Below are 17,157 nucleotides of genomic sequence, written 5' to 3' on the forward strand. Positions count from 1 at the left end.
TTGTGACGGCTGCAATCTGTGGAGGTGTTGCCTCCCACAGGATTACGGCGCGGGATTTTGTGCGCAGGTGGCGCAACACCCGTCATTGCGAGGAGCCCTAGCGACGAAGCAATCCAGACCGCCTCCGCGGAAAGACTCTGGATTGCTTCGCGGAGCCTGTCATCGGGCCGCGCTTCGCGCGGACCCGGTGGCTCGCAATGACGCGTGTCGAGGCAGGAGCGCTCCTTACCAGCATCACCCGGCGATCGTGGAACCCACCCGGCACCATAGTTCGCCATTGACAAATTCATTCGCCATTATCTAATTTACCTCCACAACGACCCCGTCGCACCAAGCGGCCAAAAAGAGAGGAAACGACAATGAGAGGGCTCCTGGCCTGCACCATGCTCGCGGCCATGACTTCGGCGGTCATGACATCGGCGGCGACCGCGCAAGTATCCGACGACGCGGTGCGGATCGGCGTGCTGACGGACCTGTCGAGCTGGGGCCGCGACAACTCTGGGCCGGGCTCGGTCGAGGCCGCCAAGATGGCCGTGGAGGAATTCGGGCCGACCGTGCTCGGCAAGCCGATCGAGATCATCAGCGCCGACCACCAGATGAAGACCGACGTCGGTGTTCAGATCGTCCGCGGCTGGTTCGACAACGGCAAGGTCGATGCGGTCGTCGACATCCCCAATTCCGGCATCGCCATCGCCGTGCACAACATGGTGCGCGAGCGCGGCAAAGTCGCCCTGCTCTCCGGCCCCGGCGCGAGCTCGCTGACCGACGAGCTGTGCAGCCCGAACACCGTGCATTTCACCTACGACACCTATGCGCTCTCGAAGGTGACGGCCTCCGCCGTGATCCGGGAAGGCGGAAAATCCTGGTACTTCATCACCGCGGATTATGCCTTCGGCCATCAACTCGAGAAGGACGCCACGCGCTTCATCAACGAGATGGGCGGCAAGGTGCTCGGCGGCGTCAGGCATCCGACCAACACCGCCGATTTCTCCTCCTTCGCGCTGCAGGCGCAGAGCTCGAAATCCGACGTGGTCGCCTTCGCCAATGCCGGCCAGGACACCGACAACGCCATCAAGCAATCCGGCGAATTCGGCCTGGTCCAGGGCGGCCAGAAGCTGGTCGGCCTTTTGATGTTCGACACCGACGTGCACGCCATCGGCCTGAAGGCCGCGCAGGGCACCTATATGACCACGGCGTCCTACTGGGCTATGGACGAGGCCACCCGCGCCTGGTCGAAAAAGTTCTACGAGCGGACCAAGGTGATGCCGACCATGATTCAGACCGGCGTCTACGGCGCGGTGCTGCACTATCTCAAGGCGATCAAGGCGGCCGGCACCGACGATTCCGCCAAGGTGATGGCGAAGATGCGCGAGCTGCCGATCGAGGATATCTTCGTCCATGGCGGCAAGTTGCGCGAGGACGGCCGTGTCATCCGCGACATGTATCTCGCCAAGGTGAAGACCCCCGCGCAGTCCAAGGAGCCGTGGGATTATCTGGACATCGTCAAGACCGTGAAGGGCGATGACGCCTTCCGCCCGGTCTCCGAATCCAAATGTCCGCTCCTGAAGAAGTGAGGCCGATATGGCTGGCAACGAGCATGGCGCCATGGAGACCTACGAGTGCGACGTGCTCGTGGCCGGATCGGGTTGCTCCGGCATGTCGGCCGCGATCACCGCGCGTCATCGCGGACTCGACGTGCTGATCGTCGAGAAGGAGCCGCGCTTCGGCGGCACCACGGCCCGCTCCGGCGGCTGGCTCTGGATTCCCGGCACCTCGCTGGCGAAGGCGTACGGCATCGAGGAGACGCCGGAGCAGGCGCGCACGTATTTGCGGCATGAGGCCGGCAACAATTACGACGCAGCACGCGTCGACGCCTTTCTGAGCGCCGGCCCTGAAGCGGTCGATTTCTTCACAACCAAGACCGCGCTGCGCTTCGACATGCCGCTGGTCTTTCCCGATTATCACGCGGAAGCGCCCGGCGGCGCCCAGGGCGGCCGCTCCATGGTGACGCGCCCGTTCGACGGCCGCGAGCTCGGCGATCTCATCAAATCGCTCGGCATGCCGCTGCCCGAGCTCACCGTGTTCGGCATGATGCTCGGAAGCGGCAAGGAGATCATCCACTTCATGCGGGTGACGAAGTCGCTGACCTCGGCGGCCTATGTCGCCAAGCGCCTGTCGCGGCATGTCATGGACGTGCTGCGCCATGGCCGCGGCATGACGCTCACCAACGGCAATGCGCTCGCCGGGCGCCTCGCAAAGTCAGCGCTCGACCTCAAGATTCCGATATGGCTGTCCTCGCCGGTGCGCGAGCTGACGGTCGAGAACGGCACCGTGACGGGCGCCATCGTCTCGCGCGAGGGACGCGAGGTGCGCGTTCGTGCACGACAGGGCGTCGTGCTCGCCTGCGGCGGTTTTCCGCATGACGTCGAGCGGCGCAAGAAGATGTTCCCGCACGCGCCGACCGGCGTTGAGCATTATTCGCCCGGGCCTACGGGCAACACCGGCGACGGCCTGCGCCTTGCCGAAGGCGCCGGCGGCCGCATCGAGGACCGCCTGCCGAACGCGGCGGCCTGGGTGCCGGTCTCGCTGACCACGCGCAAGGACGGCTCCAAGGGCGTGATGCCGCACTTCATCGATCGCGCCAAGCCCGGCGTGATCGCGGTGATGCGCGACGGCAGGCGCTTTGCCAATGAGGGCAATTCCTATCACGACTTCGTCCAGGCCATGATCAAGGCGGCCAAGCCCGGCGAGGAGATCGCCGCATTTCTCGTCTGCGATCACAAGACGCTGCGCAAATACGGCCTCGGCTGCGTGCCGCCCTTCCCGATGCCCCTCAGTCATCATTTGAAGACCGGCTATCTCATGCGCGGCGACACGCTGGAAGCGCTGGCGGCGAAAGCCGGCATCGACTCCGAGGCGTTCGCCGAGACGGTCAGGCAGTTCAATGCGACGGCGCCGCTCGGACACGACGCCGCCTTCGGCAAGGGCTCGAAGGCCTATAACCGCTACCAGGGCGATGCGCTGCACGGCCCCAACCCCTGCGTGGCGCCAATCGAGAACGGGCCGTTCTACGCCATCAAGATGGTGATCGGCGATCTCGGCACCTATGCCGGCATCGTCACCGACGCGAACGCACGGGCGCTCGACGCCGAGGGCCGGGTGATTCCCGGTCTCTATGCCGCCGGCAACGACATGGCGAGCATCATGGGCGGCAATTATCCGGGCGCCGGCATCACGCTTGGGCCGGCACTGACCTTCGGCTACATTGCCGGCAGGCATCTTGCCGACAGCGCCGCCAAGCGCACCGCGGCGTAGAGCATGATCCGGAAAAGTGTGCAGCGGTTTTCCGAAGAGATCATGCTCAAGCAACGACCCAGGCGCATCGGAGGCGCATGAAGAGAGAGAGCCGCGGCATCCAGTCGATCGAGGTCGGCGGCGAATTGCTACGCGCGCTCGCACGGAGCGGCGAGCCGATGATGCTGCGCGATCTCGCGCGCGAGGCCGGCATGACGCCGGCCAAGGCGCATCCCTATCTCGCCAGCTTCTCCCGCATCGGCCTGATCGAGCAGGACGAGAGCACCGGCCGTTACGAGATCGGCGCGCTGGCGCTGGAGCTCGGCCTGATCAGCCTGCGCCGCCTCTCCGGCGTGCGCATCGCGCGTCCCAAGATCGCGGGCCTCGCGAGCCAGATCGGCCACGCCGTCTCGCTCGCGGTCTGGGGCACGCACGGCCCGACCGTGGTGCAGCTCGAAGAGCCGGCCCAGCCGGTGCACATCGTGATGCGCGTCGGCTCGGTGATGGCGCTGCTGGAGACCGCGACCGGCCGCGCGTTTGCGGCGTTCCTGCCGGAGAAGACGATCAGCGCCGCGCTCGACAGCGGCCTCGACCGCCATGGCGTCGGCTACAACCCGAAGCGCGCCGTGAAGGGGGCGAAGCTCGCCGAGATGCTGACCGAGGTGCGCAAACACGGCCTCGCCCGTGCGCTCGGCGATCCCCTGCCTGGCGTCAACGCGTTCTCCGCGCCGGTGTTCGATCATTCCGGCCACGTCGCGCTGGTCGTCACCGCGATGGGCCCAGAAGGCACTTTTGATGCCCGCTGGGACAGCCCCATCGCGCACGCGCTGCGCGACTGCGCGGGGGGCATTTCGAAGCGGCTGGGTTACGGGTTGACGGTCGCGGCGGAGTGATAAGGAATACTCCTCGCCTCACGACGACTGTCATTCCCCGCGAAAGCGGGGAATCCAGTACGCCGCGGCGGATGCGGCGGGAGCGAGATCTTCAACGCCGGCCTCTGGAATACTGGATCGCCCGCCTTCGCGGGCGATGACAGCCAGTGTGGGGCGACTTTCCCAGCCCTACTTCTCCTTCACCGGCACCGTGTAGTTCAGGACGAGCCTTCCGCCATCCGGATAGATCGTTTGCCCGGTGATGTAGGACGCATCGTCGCTGGCAAGGAACGCCACTACGGCGGCCACTTCGCTCGGCTCGCCGCCGCGGCCCGCCGGCGTGCGCGACAGCACGGTCTTGCGCGCGTCCTCGGACGTGTAGATCGCGGAGGCCACCATGTCGGTCAGGATCGTGCCCGGCCCGACCGCGACGACGCGGATGTTGTGCGGAGCGAGCGCGACGGCGGCAACCGAGGTCAGCTGCTTCATGCCGCCCTTCGACATCGCGTAGGTCGCAAGCGAAGGGATCGCCAGCAGCGCGTTCACCGAGGACATGTTGATGACGACCCCGCCGCCGCCTTGCGCGATCATCTGCTTCGCCGCCGCCTGCACGCCGAAGAACGCGCCTTTCAGATTGATGCCGATGATCTCGTCGAATTCCTCTTCGGTGATGTCGAGGATGTCGCGGTTGCGGGCGACGCCGGCATTGTTGACCATGATGTCGAGCCGGCCGAACTCCTTCACCGCGGTCGCGACCAGCTGATCCACGTCCGCGCGCTTGGCGACATTGCCGACGACAGTGCGCAATGCATCCGGCCGGGCGAGCTCCGCGGCCGTCGCAGCCAAGCCCTCGGCATCGACGTCGGAGATCACGACCTTGACGCCGTCGTCCAAAAACCTCTTCGCGCAGGCCTTGCCGATGCCGCGCGCCGCGCCGGTGATGGCCGCGACTTTGCCGGATAGTTTCATGGGTTCACTCCTGGACTAAAGCGCGATGAGATGAGGACGAATCGTCATCGCGCTTTGGGTTATTGTTTGAGCATGATCTTATCCGAAAACCGCTGCGCACTTTTCCGGATCATGCTTAGTGACGATCTCACGGACGCATTCACGCAAAGACGCGCGGGCGCAGCCCGGCATGAAACCAGGTGATCATGGAATAGATGTCGTAGACGGGCAATCCGACCTCAGCCTGAAGCGCGGCGGCATAAGGCGGCATGTTGGTGCATTCGAGCACGATGGCGCCGACATCCGGATGCTTGGCGACGAGCTCCTTGCCGGCCTCGACCACGTCGCGCTCGGCTTGTGCGATGTCCATGTCGTCCTTCTCGGCCTTGATCAGGACACGGAAGAACTCCTTGCCGTTCTCGGTGCCGACCAGCGGCGTGTCGAGCGGCACGCCGGCACCTTCGAGATGGGCCGGCGTCAGGGTCGAGCCCGACACCGTGACGAGGCCGACACGCTTGCCCGGTGGTAGGGTCGCCTGCACCCACGGCACCTGCATCAGCGAGGAGGTCGCGACGGGAACGCCGACGGAAGCCGCGATCTCCTTCTGGAACAGCGAGAGGAAGCCGCAATTGGTGGTGATGGCCTCCGCCCCGAGCCGCACCAGATCCTTGGCAGCATCGATGAAGTCGGGCAAGAGGCCGGCCGCGCCCTTCAGCACCACCTTTTCCGGCGAGGCGCCGCTCACCACGCGATAGAGCACCGGGAATGGCCAGGTCGTGCCGTTGCCCATGTCGCCGGGAATGCGGGGAAAGCGCGCCTCCAGCATCAGGATGCCGAGCGGCGCGCCGTAGATGGCCTTGCCGCCACGGGCGATGCGGGAGGACGAGCTGGCTGAGGTGGTCATGGTGCGCTCTCAGAGGAAACGATCGGGCGCGAACGGCGCGAGTGGAATCTCCGGCGCCTTGCCGCTCACGAGCTGGGCGACCAGACGGCCGGTGCGGGCCGAGCCGACCAGGCCGACATGGCCGTGGCCGAAAGCATAGACGATGTCGCGAGAGGCGCGCGCATAGCCGATACAGGGACGTCCGTCCGGCATGCTCGGCCGATGGCCGAACCAGGTCTTGACGCGCGAGGCCGGAATGTCCTTCGGCAGTTTCGGGAACATGCTGACGAGGTGGTTGCGCAGAATCTCGGCGCGCTTCCAGTTCGGCGCGGCCTCGAGGCCGGCGATCTCGACCGTCCCCGCTGCACGCAGGCCCTTGTTGGTCCAGTTCACCACCAGCTTGGCGTCGGAGGCCATCATCGAGCTGCGCGGACCTGCTTCCGGATTCTCGATCATGACATGATAGCCGCGCTCGGTCTCGAGCGGGAGGGGATCGCCGACCGATGCGGTGAGCTGCTTCGAGCGGGCGCCGGCCGCGACCACCGCGGCATCACAAGCAATCTCGCCGGTCTCGGTAACGACAGCGACGAGCCTGCCGCCGCTGAGCTTCAGCCCGGTCGCCTTGGCGCGCACGTGCTTCGCGCCGCTCGCAATCGCATGATTGGCGAGGGCTGCAACGTAAGCGCCGGGATCGCGGCAGCGCCCGGCCTCCTCCACCACGACGCCAAAGGTGTAGCGCGGATGCAGATCCGGCTCGCGCTGGCGCATCTCGTCGGCATTGAGCTCCAGCCATTCGACGCCGACCTTCCTGCGCAGGCGCCAGCCGAGATCATTGTCGAAATTGCCGCGCGAGGTGAACACGTGCATCACGCCGTTGCGCTCGATCAGTTCGGGGACGCCGGCTTCTTCCGCGAGCTTCCTGTGCAGCAGCGGCGCGTCCTTCAGGAGATCGCGCAGCGCGAACGCCGTGGTCTCGACCCGCGCCGCGGTCCAGCCCGACAGCAGATACTTGATCAACCAGGGCAACGCCTTCGGCAAGTAAGACCAGCGGATCGCGAGCGGGCCGAGCGGGTCCAGGAGATAGCCCGGCACCTTCTTCCAGACGCCCGGCTCCGCCGGCGGGATCACCGAATGCGACGACAGCCAGCCGGCATTGCCGTAGCTCGCCGCCTGTTCGCCGCCGGGCTCGCCGGGATCGATCAGCGTCACGCGATGGCCCTCGCGCAGCGCCTCGATGGCGCTGATCACGCCGACCGCGCCGGCTCCGATGATGGCGACGTGGCGGCCGTCCGGCATTGCCCTAAGCTTTCACCGCCGGGACAAAATCCTTGCCGACCGAGATCGCCCTGGGATCGATGATGCAATGAAGAATCGACGGCTTGCCCGAAGCGAGCGCGCGCTCGAAGGCGGGTGCGAACTCCTCGGTCCGCTCGACGCGCTCGCCATGGCCGCCGAACGCCTTGGCATACATCGCAAAGTCCGGGTTCTTGAGCTGGGTGCCGACGACGCGGCCGGGATAATCGCGCTCCTGGTGCATGCGGATGGTGCCGTATTGCGCATTGTCGATGATGATGACGATCAGCGGCGCGTCGTACTGCACGGCAGTGGCGAATTCCTGGCCGTTCATCAGGAAGCAGCCGTCGCCCGCAAACGCGACGACGACCCGATCCGGATATTGCCGCTTGGCGAGCACGCCCGCCGGCACGCCATAGCCCATCGAGCCCGAGGTCGGCGCGAGCTGCGCGGCGAAGCTGTGGAAGCGGTGATGGCGATGGATCCAGCCGGCGTAATTGCCGGCGCCGTTGCAGACGATCGCGTCCTTTGGCAGGCGGTCGCGCAGCCAAGTCATCACCTCGCCGTACTGGAACCTGCCCGGCAGCTCGCGCGCCTTCCCGGTCCAGGCCAGATAATCGGCATGCGCCTTCGCGGCCTCGCCCTTCCAGGCCACCGCGCCTGAAGGTTTTAGCGTCTCGACGGCGGCGGCGAAGGCGGCCGGCGTCGCCTGGATCGCCAGTTCAGGCTGATAGATGCGGCCGAGCTCTTCGGAGCCCGGATGCACATGGATCAGCTTCTGCTTCGGATTCGGAATGTCGAGCAGCGTATAGGACGACGATGGCATCTCCGACATGCGGCCGCCGATCAGCAGGACGACGTCGGCATTGTCGATGCGCGCCTTCAGGCCGGGGCTCGGTCCGATGCCGAGGTCGCCGGCATAGTGCGAATGGTCGGCGTCGATCAGCGAGGCCCGTCGGAACGAGGTCGCGACCGGCAGGTCGAACCGTTCGGCGAACCGCGCGATGCTCTTGGCCGCCTCATCGGTCCAGCGCGAGCCGCCGAGAATGACGAGTGGCGCCCTGGCGCCGGCCAGCATGGCGCCGAGCTTTTCGATATCGGCAGGCGCCGGCCAGCTCACGGCGGGCTCGATGCGCATGGCATCGGCAACGGCCGCGGTCTCGGTCAGCATGTTCTCCGGCAGCGCGATCACCACGGGACCGGGGCGGCCCTGCATGGCGACGCGGAAGGCGCGCGCGACCAGCTCCGGAATGCGGTCGGGGCGATCGATCTCGACCGCCCATTTCGCCATCGAGCCGAACACCGCCTTGTAGTCGAGCTCCTGGAACGCCTCGCGCTCGCGCATGCCGGTGTCGACCTGGCCGACGAACAGGATCATCGGCGTCGAATCCTGCATCGCGATGTGAACGCCGTGGCTGGCATTGGTGGCACCGGGGCCGCGGGTGACGAAGCAGACGCCCGGCCGCCCCGTGAGCTTGCCATAGGCCTCCGCCATCATCGCCGCACCGCCTTCGGCGCGGCAGATCACGACGTCGATCGGGCTGTCATGCAGCGCATCGAGCGCCGCCAGATAGCTCTCGCCCGGCACGCAGGTGACGCGCTCGACGCCTTGGGCGACGAGCTGATCGATCAGGATCTGGCCCCCGGTGCGGGTGTTGCGAATGGTCATGTCGGCTCCCTCAAGACTTCGGCGATACGCAATTGTTCGGGAACTGGCCTAAGACAGGCCGAGAGCGTGCGCAAGGTCGAAAGGCTTCTCGCAGCCTGCGCAGGCGTCATGCCCGTCCCTGCCGTTTGCACTACAGGCCCTGCCGCGGCCATGATGGCGAGGTTCGGCATCTTCGTCTACGATCCCTCTGAATCACTGTTCGGGAGCACCGGAATGCAAACCATCGGCCTGATCGGCGGCATGAGCTGGGAGAGCACCGCGCTTTACTACAAGCTCATCAACGAGCGGGTCCGCGAGCGCATCGGCAAGCTGCATTCGGCCCCGCTTCTGATGTATTCCTACGATTTCGAGGAGATCAAGCAGATGCAATATGCCGGCCGCTGGCAGGAGGCGGCGGCGAGCCTGGCGGAGGTCGCGCGGCTGCTCGAAAGTGCCGGCGCGCGGGCGATCGTGTTGTGCACGAACACAATGCACAAACTGGCGCCCGAGATCATATCCAGCGTGAGCGTTCCGTTCATCCACATCGGCGATGCGACGGCCGAGCGGATCCGGGCTAAGGGATATCGGCGGGTCGGGTTGCTCGGCACCAAGTTCACGATGGAGGAAGACTTCTACATCGACCGGTTGCGCGCGCACGGTCTCGACGTCTTGGTTCCTCCCGCGGACGAGCGCGCCGAGGTGAACCGCATCATCTACGACGAGCTGTGCCTTGGGCACGTCGCCGCGCCCTCGCGCCAGCGCTACCAGGAGGTGATGGCGGCGCTCGTCGCCGGCGGCGCCGAGTGCATCATCCTCGGCTGCACCGAGATCACCATGCTGGTCGGCCCGGACGACACCTCGGTCGAGACGTTCGACACCACCGCCATTCACGCGGAAACGGCCGCCGATTTCGCCATCGGGTGAATCGATCTCGTCAATTTCAGCCCCGCTATCCTCACCCGCTTCGCTTCTGCCGCGCGCTCGCCAGCAGCACCAGCATGAATGAGGCCGCCGTCATCAAGGTCGAGATCGCGGCGATGGTCGGATCGATCTCGTCGCGCAGCGCGGTGAACATGCGCTTGGTCAACGGCTGATACTGGCCACCGGAAATGAACAGCGCGACGATGGTCTCGTCCATCGCCGAGATGAAGGCGAAGATTCCGCCCGCAACCACGCTGGACTTGATCTGCGGCAGCGTCACCGCGAAGAAGCTGCGCAGGCGGTTCATGCCGAGGCTGCGCGCCACCATCTCCTGCGCGGGATCGAAACTCTGCAGGCCCGCGAGCACCGAGATGACGACATAGGGCAGGCCCAGCATCACGTTGGCCAGCACGAGGCCGGGCATGGTCGCGACCAGACCGACCTTGGCATAGACGAAGAAGATGCCGACGGCGGTGATGATGATAGGCACCACCAGCGGCAACAGCAGCGCCAAGTGGATCAGCCTCATGATGCGTAGCTTCGACTGGCTGATGGCATAGGCGGCGGCCACCCCGAACGGGGTCGCGATCACGACGGTGAGGAGGGCGACCGTCAACGTCACCTGCGTCGCCTGCATCCAGGCGGGATTTGAGAAATATTGCTGGTACCAGCGCAGCGAAAAGGACGGCGGCGGAAAGGTCAGAAAGCGCGCGCTGGAGAACGAGATCGGCGCGATGATCAGAACGGGGAGGATCAGATAGATCAGCACCAGCGCGCTGATCACGTAGAGGGCAATCCGTGCAGGCGAAGCGCGCATCATTTCTGCCCCAACACGCGGTCGAGCGAGATGAAGCGGCTTACAATGAAGAAGATCACGAGCACACTGATGAGCAGCACGACGGCGACCGCGCTAGCCGCGCCGAACTGGTTGTAGAGCTCGACATTGCGGCTCACCAGCATCGACACCATCACGGTGCGGCCGCCGCCGAGCAGCTCCGGCGTGATGTAGAAGCCGAGGCAGAGCACGAACACCATGGTGCAGCCGGCGAGCACACCCGGCAGCGACAACGGCAGGAACACGCGGAAGAAGGTCAGCGAGGGACTCGCACCCAGGCTGGCGCCGGCCTGCATGAGATCGTTCGGAATTTTTTGCATGGTGGCGTAGAGCGGCAGCACCATGAAGGGCAGCAGGATGTGCACGGTCGCAACCACTGTGCCGAAGGTGTTGTGGACCAGCGCGAGCGGCTCGGAGATCACATCGAGATAGCGCAGGAACTGGTTGATCACGCCGGTGCGCTGCAGCAGCGCCAGCCAGGCATAGGCGCGGACCAGCACGCTGGTCCAGAACGGCAGCACGACCAGCGACAGGATGAGGATGCTCCACCCTTTCGGCACCGAATTGGCGAGGTAGGCCACGGGATAGCCGAGCAGCAGCGCGATCACCGTGACCGCGAGGCTGATCTCGAAGGTCAGCGCAAAGCTGCGCCAGTAGACGTCTTCGGTGAAGACGCGGCGATAATTCTCCAGTGTGAAGCCGTCATGGTAGATCGACTGCCAAGCCAGCCAGCCGACCGGCAGCACGATCAGAGCCAGGATCACCAGCAGCGCCGGCGACACCAGTGCCAGCATCAGGCCATGCTCACGGCGCTGATGTTTTTGGGAGGGATCTGGCACTGAAGTCGTCAACGCTGCCTCGCTCACTTCTGCATGAAGGACGCCCAGCGCTTCTCGGCGGCTTCGCCGGCCGGCGAGGACCACCAGGCGTAGGACATCAGCGCCTGCTTGGCGGCGTTGGCCGGCTCGCTCGGCAATTGCGCGGCGCGCTCGGGTTTGATCACGCCCGTCTCGAAGGCCTTGGGGTTACCCGGGCCATAGTCGATGTGCAGCGGCAGATTGGCCTGGTGCACGGGATCAACGGCCTCGTTGAGGAATTTCACCGCGGTGGCGAGATTCGGCGCGCCCTTGAGGATGCAGAGCGAGGTACTCTGCAGGATGCCCTGGTTGTAAGTGAAGGTGACCTTCGCGCCTTCCTTGGCGACCGCGCTGACGCGACCGTTCCAGGCCATCTCCATGTCGACCTCGCCGTCATTGAGCAACTGCGCCGACTGCGCGCCCGAGGTCCACCACACCGTGATGTGCGGCTTGATCTCTTCCAGCTTCTTGAAGGCGCGGTCGACGTCGAGCGGATAGAGCTTGTCGGGCGCGACGCCATCGGCCATCAGCGCCGCCTCTAACGTTGCAAACGGATGGTTGCGCAGCGCGCGGCGGCCGGGGAATTTCTTCACGTCCCAGAAATCGGCCCAGCTGTTCGGCGCGTCCTTCGGGAATTTCTTCTGGCTGTAGGCAAGTACGCTCGAATAGAACTCGTAGGACACTGAATAGGGGCTGCGATAGGCCTCCGGCATCGCCGCGCCGTTTGGAATCTTCGAGAAGTCGAGCTTCTCCATCAGCCCCTGCTCGCCGCCGCGCAGGCAGTTGCCGGTCGGGGTGTCGACGACGTCCCAGATCGGCTTGCCGCTGCCGACCTGCGTCTTGATCGCGGGCCAGGCGTCCGGAATGGAGTCCTGGTTGATGGTGATGCCGAGCTTCTTGGCGGAGGGATCGAGGATCGCCACCGTCTGCGCCTGCTGATAGGCGCCGCCCTGCGAGACGAAGGTGATCTGCTCGGCGGCATCAGCCGCGCTGGTCAATCCGATTGCGCCCAGCAGCGCGCAGCCCAGTCCAAACTTCTGCTTCATCGTCATCCTCGCCTCCTCCAAATAGATCTCACCGACCGATCGCATCGAGAAACTGGTACCATCCGGCGACCATGCGCACGGCGGGCTCCCGCAGCGGATAGAATGGAATCGCCTTCATGCGTCGTGCGTCGAGCAGGCCGACGTCGGGCGTCTCGCCGCGCGCGAAGGCGGCGAGATAGCGGCCCATCAGGCTCGACATCGCAACTCCGGCGCCGTTGTAGCCGACCGAGAAGAGCGTGCGGTCGTCGAGCCGTCCGATATGCGGGACCGAGTCCAGCGTCATCGCAACCAGCCCTGACCATTTGTATGCGAGCGGGACATCGGCGAGATCGGGGAAGATGCCGACCATCGCCTTGCGCAAGGCGTCGAACGCGGCTTGCGAATCCTGCTTGCCGAAGGCGCCGCGGCCGCCGAAGATGACGCGGTTGTCGACCATGCGGAACCAGCGCATCATGCGCTTGGTCTCGGTGTAGGTGCGCCCGGTCGGCATCAGTTTACCCGCGAGATTGCCGGGGAGCCGCTCGGTTGCGACCATGGCGCTGCGGAACGGAATCAGCGTGCGCTGCAGATGCACTGTGGCGCCGGTCAGATCCGAATAGCTGTTGGTGGCGATGATCGCCTGTTTTGCACGCACCGCGCCTTGCGGCGTCTCGGCGACGATGCCGCCGTTCTCGTGCCGGAGCTTGACGACCGGCGACTGCGCAAAAATCGGAACGCCGCGGCTTGCAACGCCGTTTGCGAGGCCGCGCAGATAGTTCAACGGATGTATCCCGCCCGAACCGGGATTGAGCACGCCGCCGACAAAGATGTCGGAGCCGGTCTCCTCGCGCACGCCGTTCCTGTCGAGGATGCGGACCGCGCCGGAGCCCATTTCGCGCGTCATCCAGTTGGCTTCGTCGATCGCAGCCTTCAGCGTCGTCTCGTTATGCGCGGCCTTGACCTGGCCGGTGCGCGTCAAATTCGCACTGGTGATGCCGAATTCGGACACCAGTTCCTCGACCATGTCGGTCGATTCATGCGCGATCTCGTACATGCGCCGTGCCATGGCGCGCCCGTGCGCGGCATCGATCTCGCGAAACGACAGGCGGAACTTTGCCGTGATCACCCCGCCATTGCGCCCACTCGCGCCCCAGCCGGGGCGGTTCGCTTCGAGCACGACGGGGCTGAGCCCGCTCTTGGCGATGTGGTGCGCGGCGGAGAGGCCGGTGTAGCCGGCGCCGATGATCACCACATCCGCCTTTTGCTCGCCCGACAGCACGGGAAACGCGCGCGCCGGCTCCGCCGTGGCTTCCCACAGTGAATTGACCGATGGCAGCGCGCGCCAGTCCCGTGTCATGCCACAGCTCTCCGTTACGCCGCCGGCCCGATGGCCGCGTCGGCAAGCGCCTTCAACGTCGGATAATGGAAGTCCGGCTTGGTCAGCGTCTCCACCGCCGGCGTGCCGCCGAAGCCGGCGATGCCCTGGCGACGCTCGATCCAGCACACCTTGTAGCCGAGCTTCCGCGCGATCCCGATGTCATGATACTGGCTCTGCGCGACGTGCAGGATGTCGGACTGCTTGTAGCCGAAGGCCGACTGGCGGCCCTTGTTGTAGGCGAAGAATTCCGGGTTCGGTTTTGCAACGCCGGTGTCGTCGGCGCAGACGGTGTCATCGAAGGGATTACCGAGCGCATGCGCGTAGCACGACAGCGCCACGCGGTCGGCATTGGTCATCGCCACCAGGCGGAACTTCGTGCGCAGGCGCTTCAGCGCCTCGACCGAGTCCGAGAACGGCCCCCAGCGCAGCACGGCAAGCTGGAAGACGTCACAGGAGGCATCGTCCGCCGGCAGCCCGAGCTCGTTGGCGAGATAGCGGTAGACGTAGAACATCACCTCGCTCGAACGCTCGTAATGCTTATCGCGCCCGCGCTTGTAGGATTCGAAGATCTGGTCATCACTGAGCTCGGCCGCCTTCTTGCCTCCGATCTTGCGGACCGCTTCAAGCACGCCGGTCTCGAAATCGATCAGGGTGCCGACGACGTCGAAGGTGAGCACCTTGAAATTGCTGAACGCGGCTTGTGTCGACATATCAGTTTCTTCTCTCGGGTTGGATGAGGCTTCAGTTTCAGTCCCGCACCCTGGGCACGACAATGGTGTCCTCGGGGTGGAGCGTGACGGTAAGGCTGCCGCCGAGCGGCGGGATGCGGTGATAGGCCTGGTGATAGCTCGGCTGGCGCAGGCTGAGTGCGATGCCATCGGCGAGCGCGAGGAAAATGCGCAGACTCTCGCCCTGATAGACGATGTCGGTGACGGTCCCGGTCAGCCGGTTACAGGCGGCATCCTGCGCGCCATCATCGATCAGCAGCTTCTCGCTGTGCACGGCCAGCATCAGGGCATCGCCATCGGGAATGGCGCGTGCGCTGCGCAGCAAGGCATTGCCGAGCGCAACGCTGGAGCCATCGACGCGGCGGACCGGCAGCATCGTGGCTTCGCCAATGAAGCTGGCGACGAAGGAATCGACGGGATGGTCATGCAGCCGCGCCGGCTCGTCGATCTGGACCAACCGACCGTCCTTCATGACGGCGACGCGGTCGCTCATGGTCAGCGCCTCGCGCTGGTCATGGGTGACATAGATGATGGTCGCGCCGATGCGCTTGTGCAACGCGCGCAGCTCGATCTGCATGGATTCGCGGAGCTGCTTGTCGAGCGCCGAGAGCGGCTCGTCCATCAGGATCAGGCGCGGCTCGAAGATCATGGCGCGCGCCAACGCCACGCGCTGGCGCTGACCGCCGGAGAGCTGCGCGATGCCGCGCTCTTCATAGCCGGCAAGCCCGACCATGCTGAGCGCTGCGCGTACCTTGTCCGGCCAGATGGATTTCGGCAGGCGTCGCGCGCGCAAGGGAAAGGCGACGTTCTCGCCGACGCTCATGTGCGGAAACAGCGCGTAGTTCTGGAACACCACGCCGATGTCGCGCTTGTGCGGCGGCATGTAGGTGACGTCACGGCCTCCGAATAGAATCGTGCCTGAGGTCGGCAGGATGAAGCCGCCCAAAATGCCGAGCAGCGTGGTCTTGCCGGAGCCGGACGGGCCAAGCAGTGAGACGAATTCACCGGCGCTGACATTGAGCGAAACGTCATCGAGGGCGCGAACGGCGCCATAGGCCTTGCTGGCGGACCTGATCTCGACGCTTTCCGCTCGCTTGTCCAACGATCGACCTCGCGATGTCCCTCAGCCGGCGCGCCTCACTGCGCGCCATAAGCCTGCTTTATAGACAGGGATTTGGAGCACTCACGGCCGAAGCGTGCGCTGCACCAAATCCTCGCTCTAAGGGCCTGTCGTTAGGCTGTCATGCTCATGACACCAGACTTGGCAAAATCCGGCAATTGCCAAATTCTCACCGCGCCCATAACATGACGTTATGCCAGAGCTCCGTCGCATGCTGCCGTCCGGCAACGCCCTGTTCGTCTTCGACGCGGCGGCGCGCAATGGCAGCTTCACGGCTGCGGCCGCCGAGCTGAACGTCACGCAGCCGGCGGTGAGCCGCATGCTTGGCCAGTTCGAGGAGCATCTCGGCGTCCGCCTGTTCGATCGCAAGGCGGGCCGCGCGGTGCTCACCGAGGAAGGCGAGCTGCTCTATCGCCGCGTGCTCGAAGGCTTCCGCAGCATCGAGAGCGGGCTCGTCGAGATCGAGCGGCGCCGCAAGGGCACCGAGACGGTGACGCTGTCGGTCTCCTCCGCCTTCACCACGCACTGGCTAATGCCGCGCATCGACAAGCTGCAGAAGCAGTTTCCGCAAGTCGATCTGCGTTTCCAGTTGATTTCCGGCGCGCTGCGCGGACCGGTGGAGAATGTCGATCTCGGCATGCGCTTCCGTGACCGCGACGAGCCGCCCTCCGGCGGCACGCTGGTGATGAAGGAAGTGATGCTGCCGATGTGCAGCCCCGGCTATCTCGGCGAGACCGATCCCGCCGAGGGCAACACCATCATCCGCCTCGCCGAGACACCGGGCGACTGGGCTGCGGATTACGCTTCCCTCCTCACCGGCCGCCGCGGCGCGGCCAAGGCGCTGAGCTTTACCGACTATGCCGTCGTGGTGCAGGCCGCGCTGCTCGGCCAGGGCATCGCGCTCGGCTGGCTGACGGTCGCCTCGCACTGGCTGCTCACCGGCGCGCTGGTGCCGGCCTCCGACCGGCTCACCACCACGCGCCGCATCTGCGAATTCCTGCCGCCGCGCAACCGCCCGATGCGCCCGATCGCCGCCGAGATCCGCGACTGGATCATCGCGCAGATGAAAAGCGAGATCGCCGCGATCGACCGGCTCTATCCGAAGCTCGGCGCCATGGCGGCGTGCTATTGAGCCTGGAGCGAGCTTCACAAGAAGCCGCCATGCCCGGGCTTGTCCCGGGCATCCACGTTCGCCGTGCCACGTGGTAAGGCGTGGATGGCCGGGACAAGCCCGGCCATGACGCTGTGGAGGCGTCGCCCCCCTCCCTCCACGTCATTGCGAGCGTAGCGAAGCAATCCAGAGTCTTTCCGCGGAGGGATTCTGGGTTGCTTCGCTGCGCTCGCAATGACGACGT

The 17,157-nt window shown here is 65.5% G+C and carries 15 protein-coding genes; 5 read left to right on the top strand and 10 right to left on the bottom strand.

Annotated elements, in window-relative coordinates; translation table 11 throughout:
- Positions 1–359 precede the first annotated feature (359 nt).
- The 3 genes from ABIA45_RS18720 to ABIA45_RS18730 all read left to right on the top strand — a co-directional run bounded on the left by ABIA45_RS18720 (position 360) and on the right by ABIA45_RS18730 (position 4,187).
- Positions 360–1,574, top strand: a complete 1,215-nt coding sequence (locus ABIA45_RS18720) for an ABC transporter substrate-binding protein (RefSeq protein WP_404653140.1) — start codon at positions 360–362, stop codon at positions 1,572–1,574.
- 7 nt (positions 1,575–1,581) lie between these two features.
- A complete protein-coding gene (locus tag ABIA45_RS18725; protein ID WP_404653142.1) occupies positions 1,582–3,315 on the top strand; it encodes an FAD-dependent oxidoreductase in 1,734 nt (577 codons plus the stop codon).
- Positions 3,316–3,392: 77 nt separating this feature from the next.
- On the top strand, positions 3,393–4,187 hold the full coding sequence (locus ABIA45_RS18730) for an IclR family transcriptional regulator (RefSeq protein WP_404653143.1): 795 nt from the start codon (positions 3,393–3,395) through the stop codon (positions 4,185–4,187).
- A gap of 168 nt (positions 4,188–4,355) precedes the next feature.
- Here the strand turns inward: ABIA45_RS18730 and ABIA45_RS18735 are convergent, their stop codons facing one another.
- The 4 genes from ABIA45_RS18735 to ABIA45_RS18750 all read right to left on the bottom strand — a co-directional run bounded on the left by ABIA45_RS18735 (position 4,356) and on the right by ABIA45_RS18750 (position 8,959).
- Positions 4,356–5,135: an SDR family NAD(P)-dependent oxidoreductase gene (locus tag ABIA45_RS18735; RefSeq protein ID WP_404653144.1), complete on the bottom strand. Its 780-nt coding sequence runs from the start codon at positions 5,133–5,135 to the stop codon at positions 4,356–4,358.
- 139 nt (positions 5,136–5,274) lie between these two features.
- Positions 5,275–6,018: an aspartate/glutamate racemase family protein gene (locus ABIA45_RS18740; RefSeq protein WP_275508584.1), complete on the bottom strand. Its 744-nt coding sequence runs from the start codon at positions 6,016–6,018 to the stop codon at positions 5,275–5,277.
- A 9-nt stretch (positions 6,019–6,027) separates the two neighbouring features.
- Entirely contained in the window at positions 6,028–7,293 is a 1,266-nt protein-coding gene (locus ABIA45_RS18745; protein WP_275497089.1) for an FAD-binding oxidoreductase, read from the bottom strand.
- 4 nt (positions 7,294–7,297) lie between these two features.
- Positions 7,298–8,959 carry a thiamine pyrophosphate-binding protein gene (locus ABIA45_RS18750; RefSeq protein WP_404653146.1) on the bottom strand — a complete coding sequence of 554 codons (1,662 nt, stop codon included), beginning with the start codon at positions 8,957–8,959 and terminating at the stop codon, positions 7,298–7,300.
- Between the two features lie 213 nt (positions 8,960–9,172).
- Here ABIA45_RS18750 and ABIA45_RS18755 point away from each other — a divergent pair, with 213 nt between their 5' ends.
- Positions 9,173–9,862, top strand: a complete 690-nt coding sequence (locus ABIA45_RS18755; protein WP_404653147.1) for an aspartate/glutamate racemase family protein — start codon at positions 9,173–9,175, stop codon at positions 9,860–9,862.
- A gap of 31 nt (positions 9,863–9,893) precedes the next feature.
- Here the strand turns inward: ABIA45_RS18755 and ABIA45_RS18760 are convergent, their stop codons facing one another.
- From ABIA45_RS18760 to ABIA45_RS18785, 6 genes are all read right to left on the bottom strand, one after another.
- Positions 9,894–10,679 carry an ABC transporter permease gene (locus tag ABIA45_RS18760; RefSeq protein WP_036042384.1) on the bottom strand — a complete coding sequence of 262 codons (786 nt, stop codon included), beginning with the start codon at positions 10,677–10,679 and terminating at the stop codon, positions 9,894–9,896.
- Positions 10,676–11,488, bottom strand: coding sequence for an ABC transporter permease (locus ABIA45_RS18765; RefSeq protein WP_198399642.1), 813 nt, complete (start codon positions 11,486–11,488; stop codon positions 10,676–10,678). Before ABIA45_RS18765 ends, ABIA45_RS18760 begins: the two co-directional genes overlap by 4 nt.
- A gap of 68 nt (positions 11,489–11,556) precedes the next feature.
- Positions 11,557–12,603, bottom strand: a complete 1,047-nt coding sequence (locus ABIA45_RS18770; protein ID WP_275497092.1) for an ABC transporter substrate-binding protein — start codon at positions 12,601–12,603, stop codon at positions 11,557–11,559.
- 22 nt (positions 12,604–12,625) lie between these two features.
- Positions 12,626–13,933: an FAD-binding oxidoreductase gene (locus ABIA45_RS18775; RefSeq protein ID WP_275497093.1), complete on the bottom strand. Its 1,308-nt coding sequence runs from the start codon at positions 13,931–13,933 to the stop codon at positions 12,626–12,628.
- A 14-nt stretch (positions 13,934–13,947) separates the two neighbouring features.
- The gene (locus ABIA45_RS18780; RefSeq protein WP_157281848.1) at positions 13,948–14,664 is read right to left on the bottom strand and encodes an HAD family hydrolase; all 717 of its coding nucleotides are present in this window, start codon (positions 14,662–14,664) and stop codon (positions 13,948–13,950) included.
- Between the two features lie 37 nt (positions 14,665–14,701).
- Positions 14,702–15,784 (bottom strand): ABC transporter ATP-binding protein, encoded by a 1,083-nt coding sequence (locus tag ABIA45_RS18785; RefSeq protein ID WP_157281850.1) that lies wholly within the window; start codon positions 15,782–15,784, stop codon positions 14,702–14,704.
- Positions 15,785–15,995: 211 nt separating this feature from the next.
- Between ABIA45_RS18785 and ABIA45_RS18790 the strand changes: the two genes are divergently transcribed.
- The gene (locus ABIA45_RS18790) at positions 15,996–16,934 is read left to right on the top strand and encodes a LysR family transcriptional regulator (RefSeq protein WP_157281852.1); all 939 of its coding nucleotides are present in this window, start codon (positions 15,996–15,998) and stop codon (positions 16,932–16,934) included.
- The last annotated feature ends 223 nt before the right edge of the window (positions 16,935–17,157 follow it).

This window comes from Bradyrhizobium sp. USDA 336, from assembly GCF_044908355.1.
GTDB classification, from domain to species: domain Bacteria; phylum Pseudomonadota; class Alphaproteobacteria; order Rhizobiales; family Xanthobacteraceae; genus Bradyrhizobium; species Bradyrhizobium yuanmingense.

Bases quoted from the DNA above. Each gene is read 5' to 3' on its own strand.
- ABIA45_RS18720 (WP_404653140.1), top strand. From the start codon at position 360: ATGAGAGGGCTCCTGGCCTGCACCATGCTCGCGGCCATGACTTCGGCG.
- ABIA45_RS18725 (WP_404653142.1), top strand. From the start codon at position 1,582: ATGGCTGGCAACGAGCATGGCGCCATGGAGACCTACGAGTGCGACGTG.
- ABIA45_RS18730 (WP_404653143.1), top strand. From the start codon at position 3,393: ATGAAGAGAGAGAGCCGCGGCATCCAGTCGATCGAGGTCGGCGGCGAA.
- ABIA45_RS18735 (WP_404653144.1), bottom strand. From the start codon at position 5,135: ATGAAACTATCCGGCAAAGTCGCGGCCATCACCGGCGCGGCGCGCGGC.
- ABIA45_RS18740 (WP_275508584.1), bottom strand. From the start codon at position 6,018: ATGACCACCTCAGCCAGCTCGTCCTCCCGCATCGCCCGTGGCGGCAAG.
- ABIA45_RS18745 (WP_275497089.1), bottom strand. From the start codon at position 7,293: ATGCCGGACGGCCGCCACGTCGCCATCATCGGAGCCGGCGCGGTCGGC.
- ABIA45_RS18750 (WP_404653146.1), bottom strand. From the start codon at position 8,959: ATGACCATTCGCAACACCCGCACCGGGGGCCAGATCCTGATCGATCAG.
- ABIA45_RS18755 (WP_404653147.1), top strand. From the start codon at position 9,173: ATGCAAACCATCGGCCTGATCGGCGGCATGAGCTGGGAGAGCACCGCG.
- ABIA45_RS18760 (WP_036042384.1), bottom strand. From the start codon at position 10,679: ATGATGCGCGCTTCGCCTGCACGGATTGCCCTCTACGTGATCAGCGCG.
- ABIA45_RS18765 (WP_198399642.1), bottom strand. From the start codon at position 11,488: ATGCTGGCACTGGTGTCGCCGGCGCTGCTGGTGATCCTGGCTCTGATC.
- ABIA45_RS18770 (WP_275497092.1), bottom strand. From the start codon at position 12,603: ATGACGATGAAGCAGAAGTTTGGACTGGGCTGCGCGCTGCTGGGCGCA.
- ABIA45_RS18775 (WP_275497093.1), bottom strand. From the start codon at position 13,933: ATGACACGGGACTGGCGCGCGCTGCCATCGGTCAATTCACTGTGGGAA.
- ABIA45_RS18780 (WP_157281848.1), bottom strand. From the start codon at position 14,664: ATGTCGACACAAGCCGCGTTCAGCAATTTCAAGGTGCTCACCTTCGAC.
- ABIA45_RS18790 (WP_157281852.1), top strand. From the start codon at position 15,996: ATGCCAGAGCTCCGTCGCATGCTGCCGTCCGGCAACGCCCTGTTCGTC.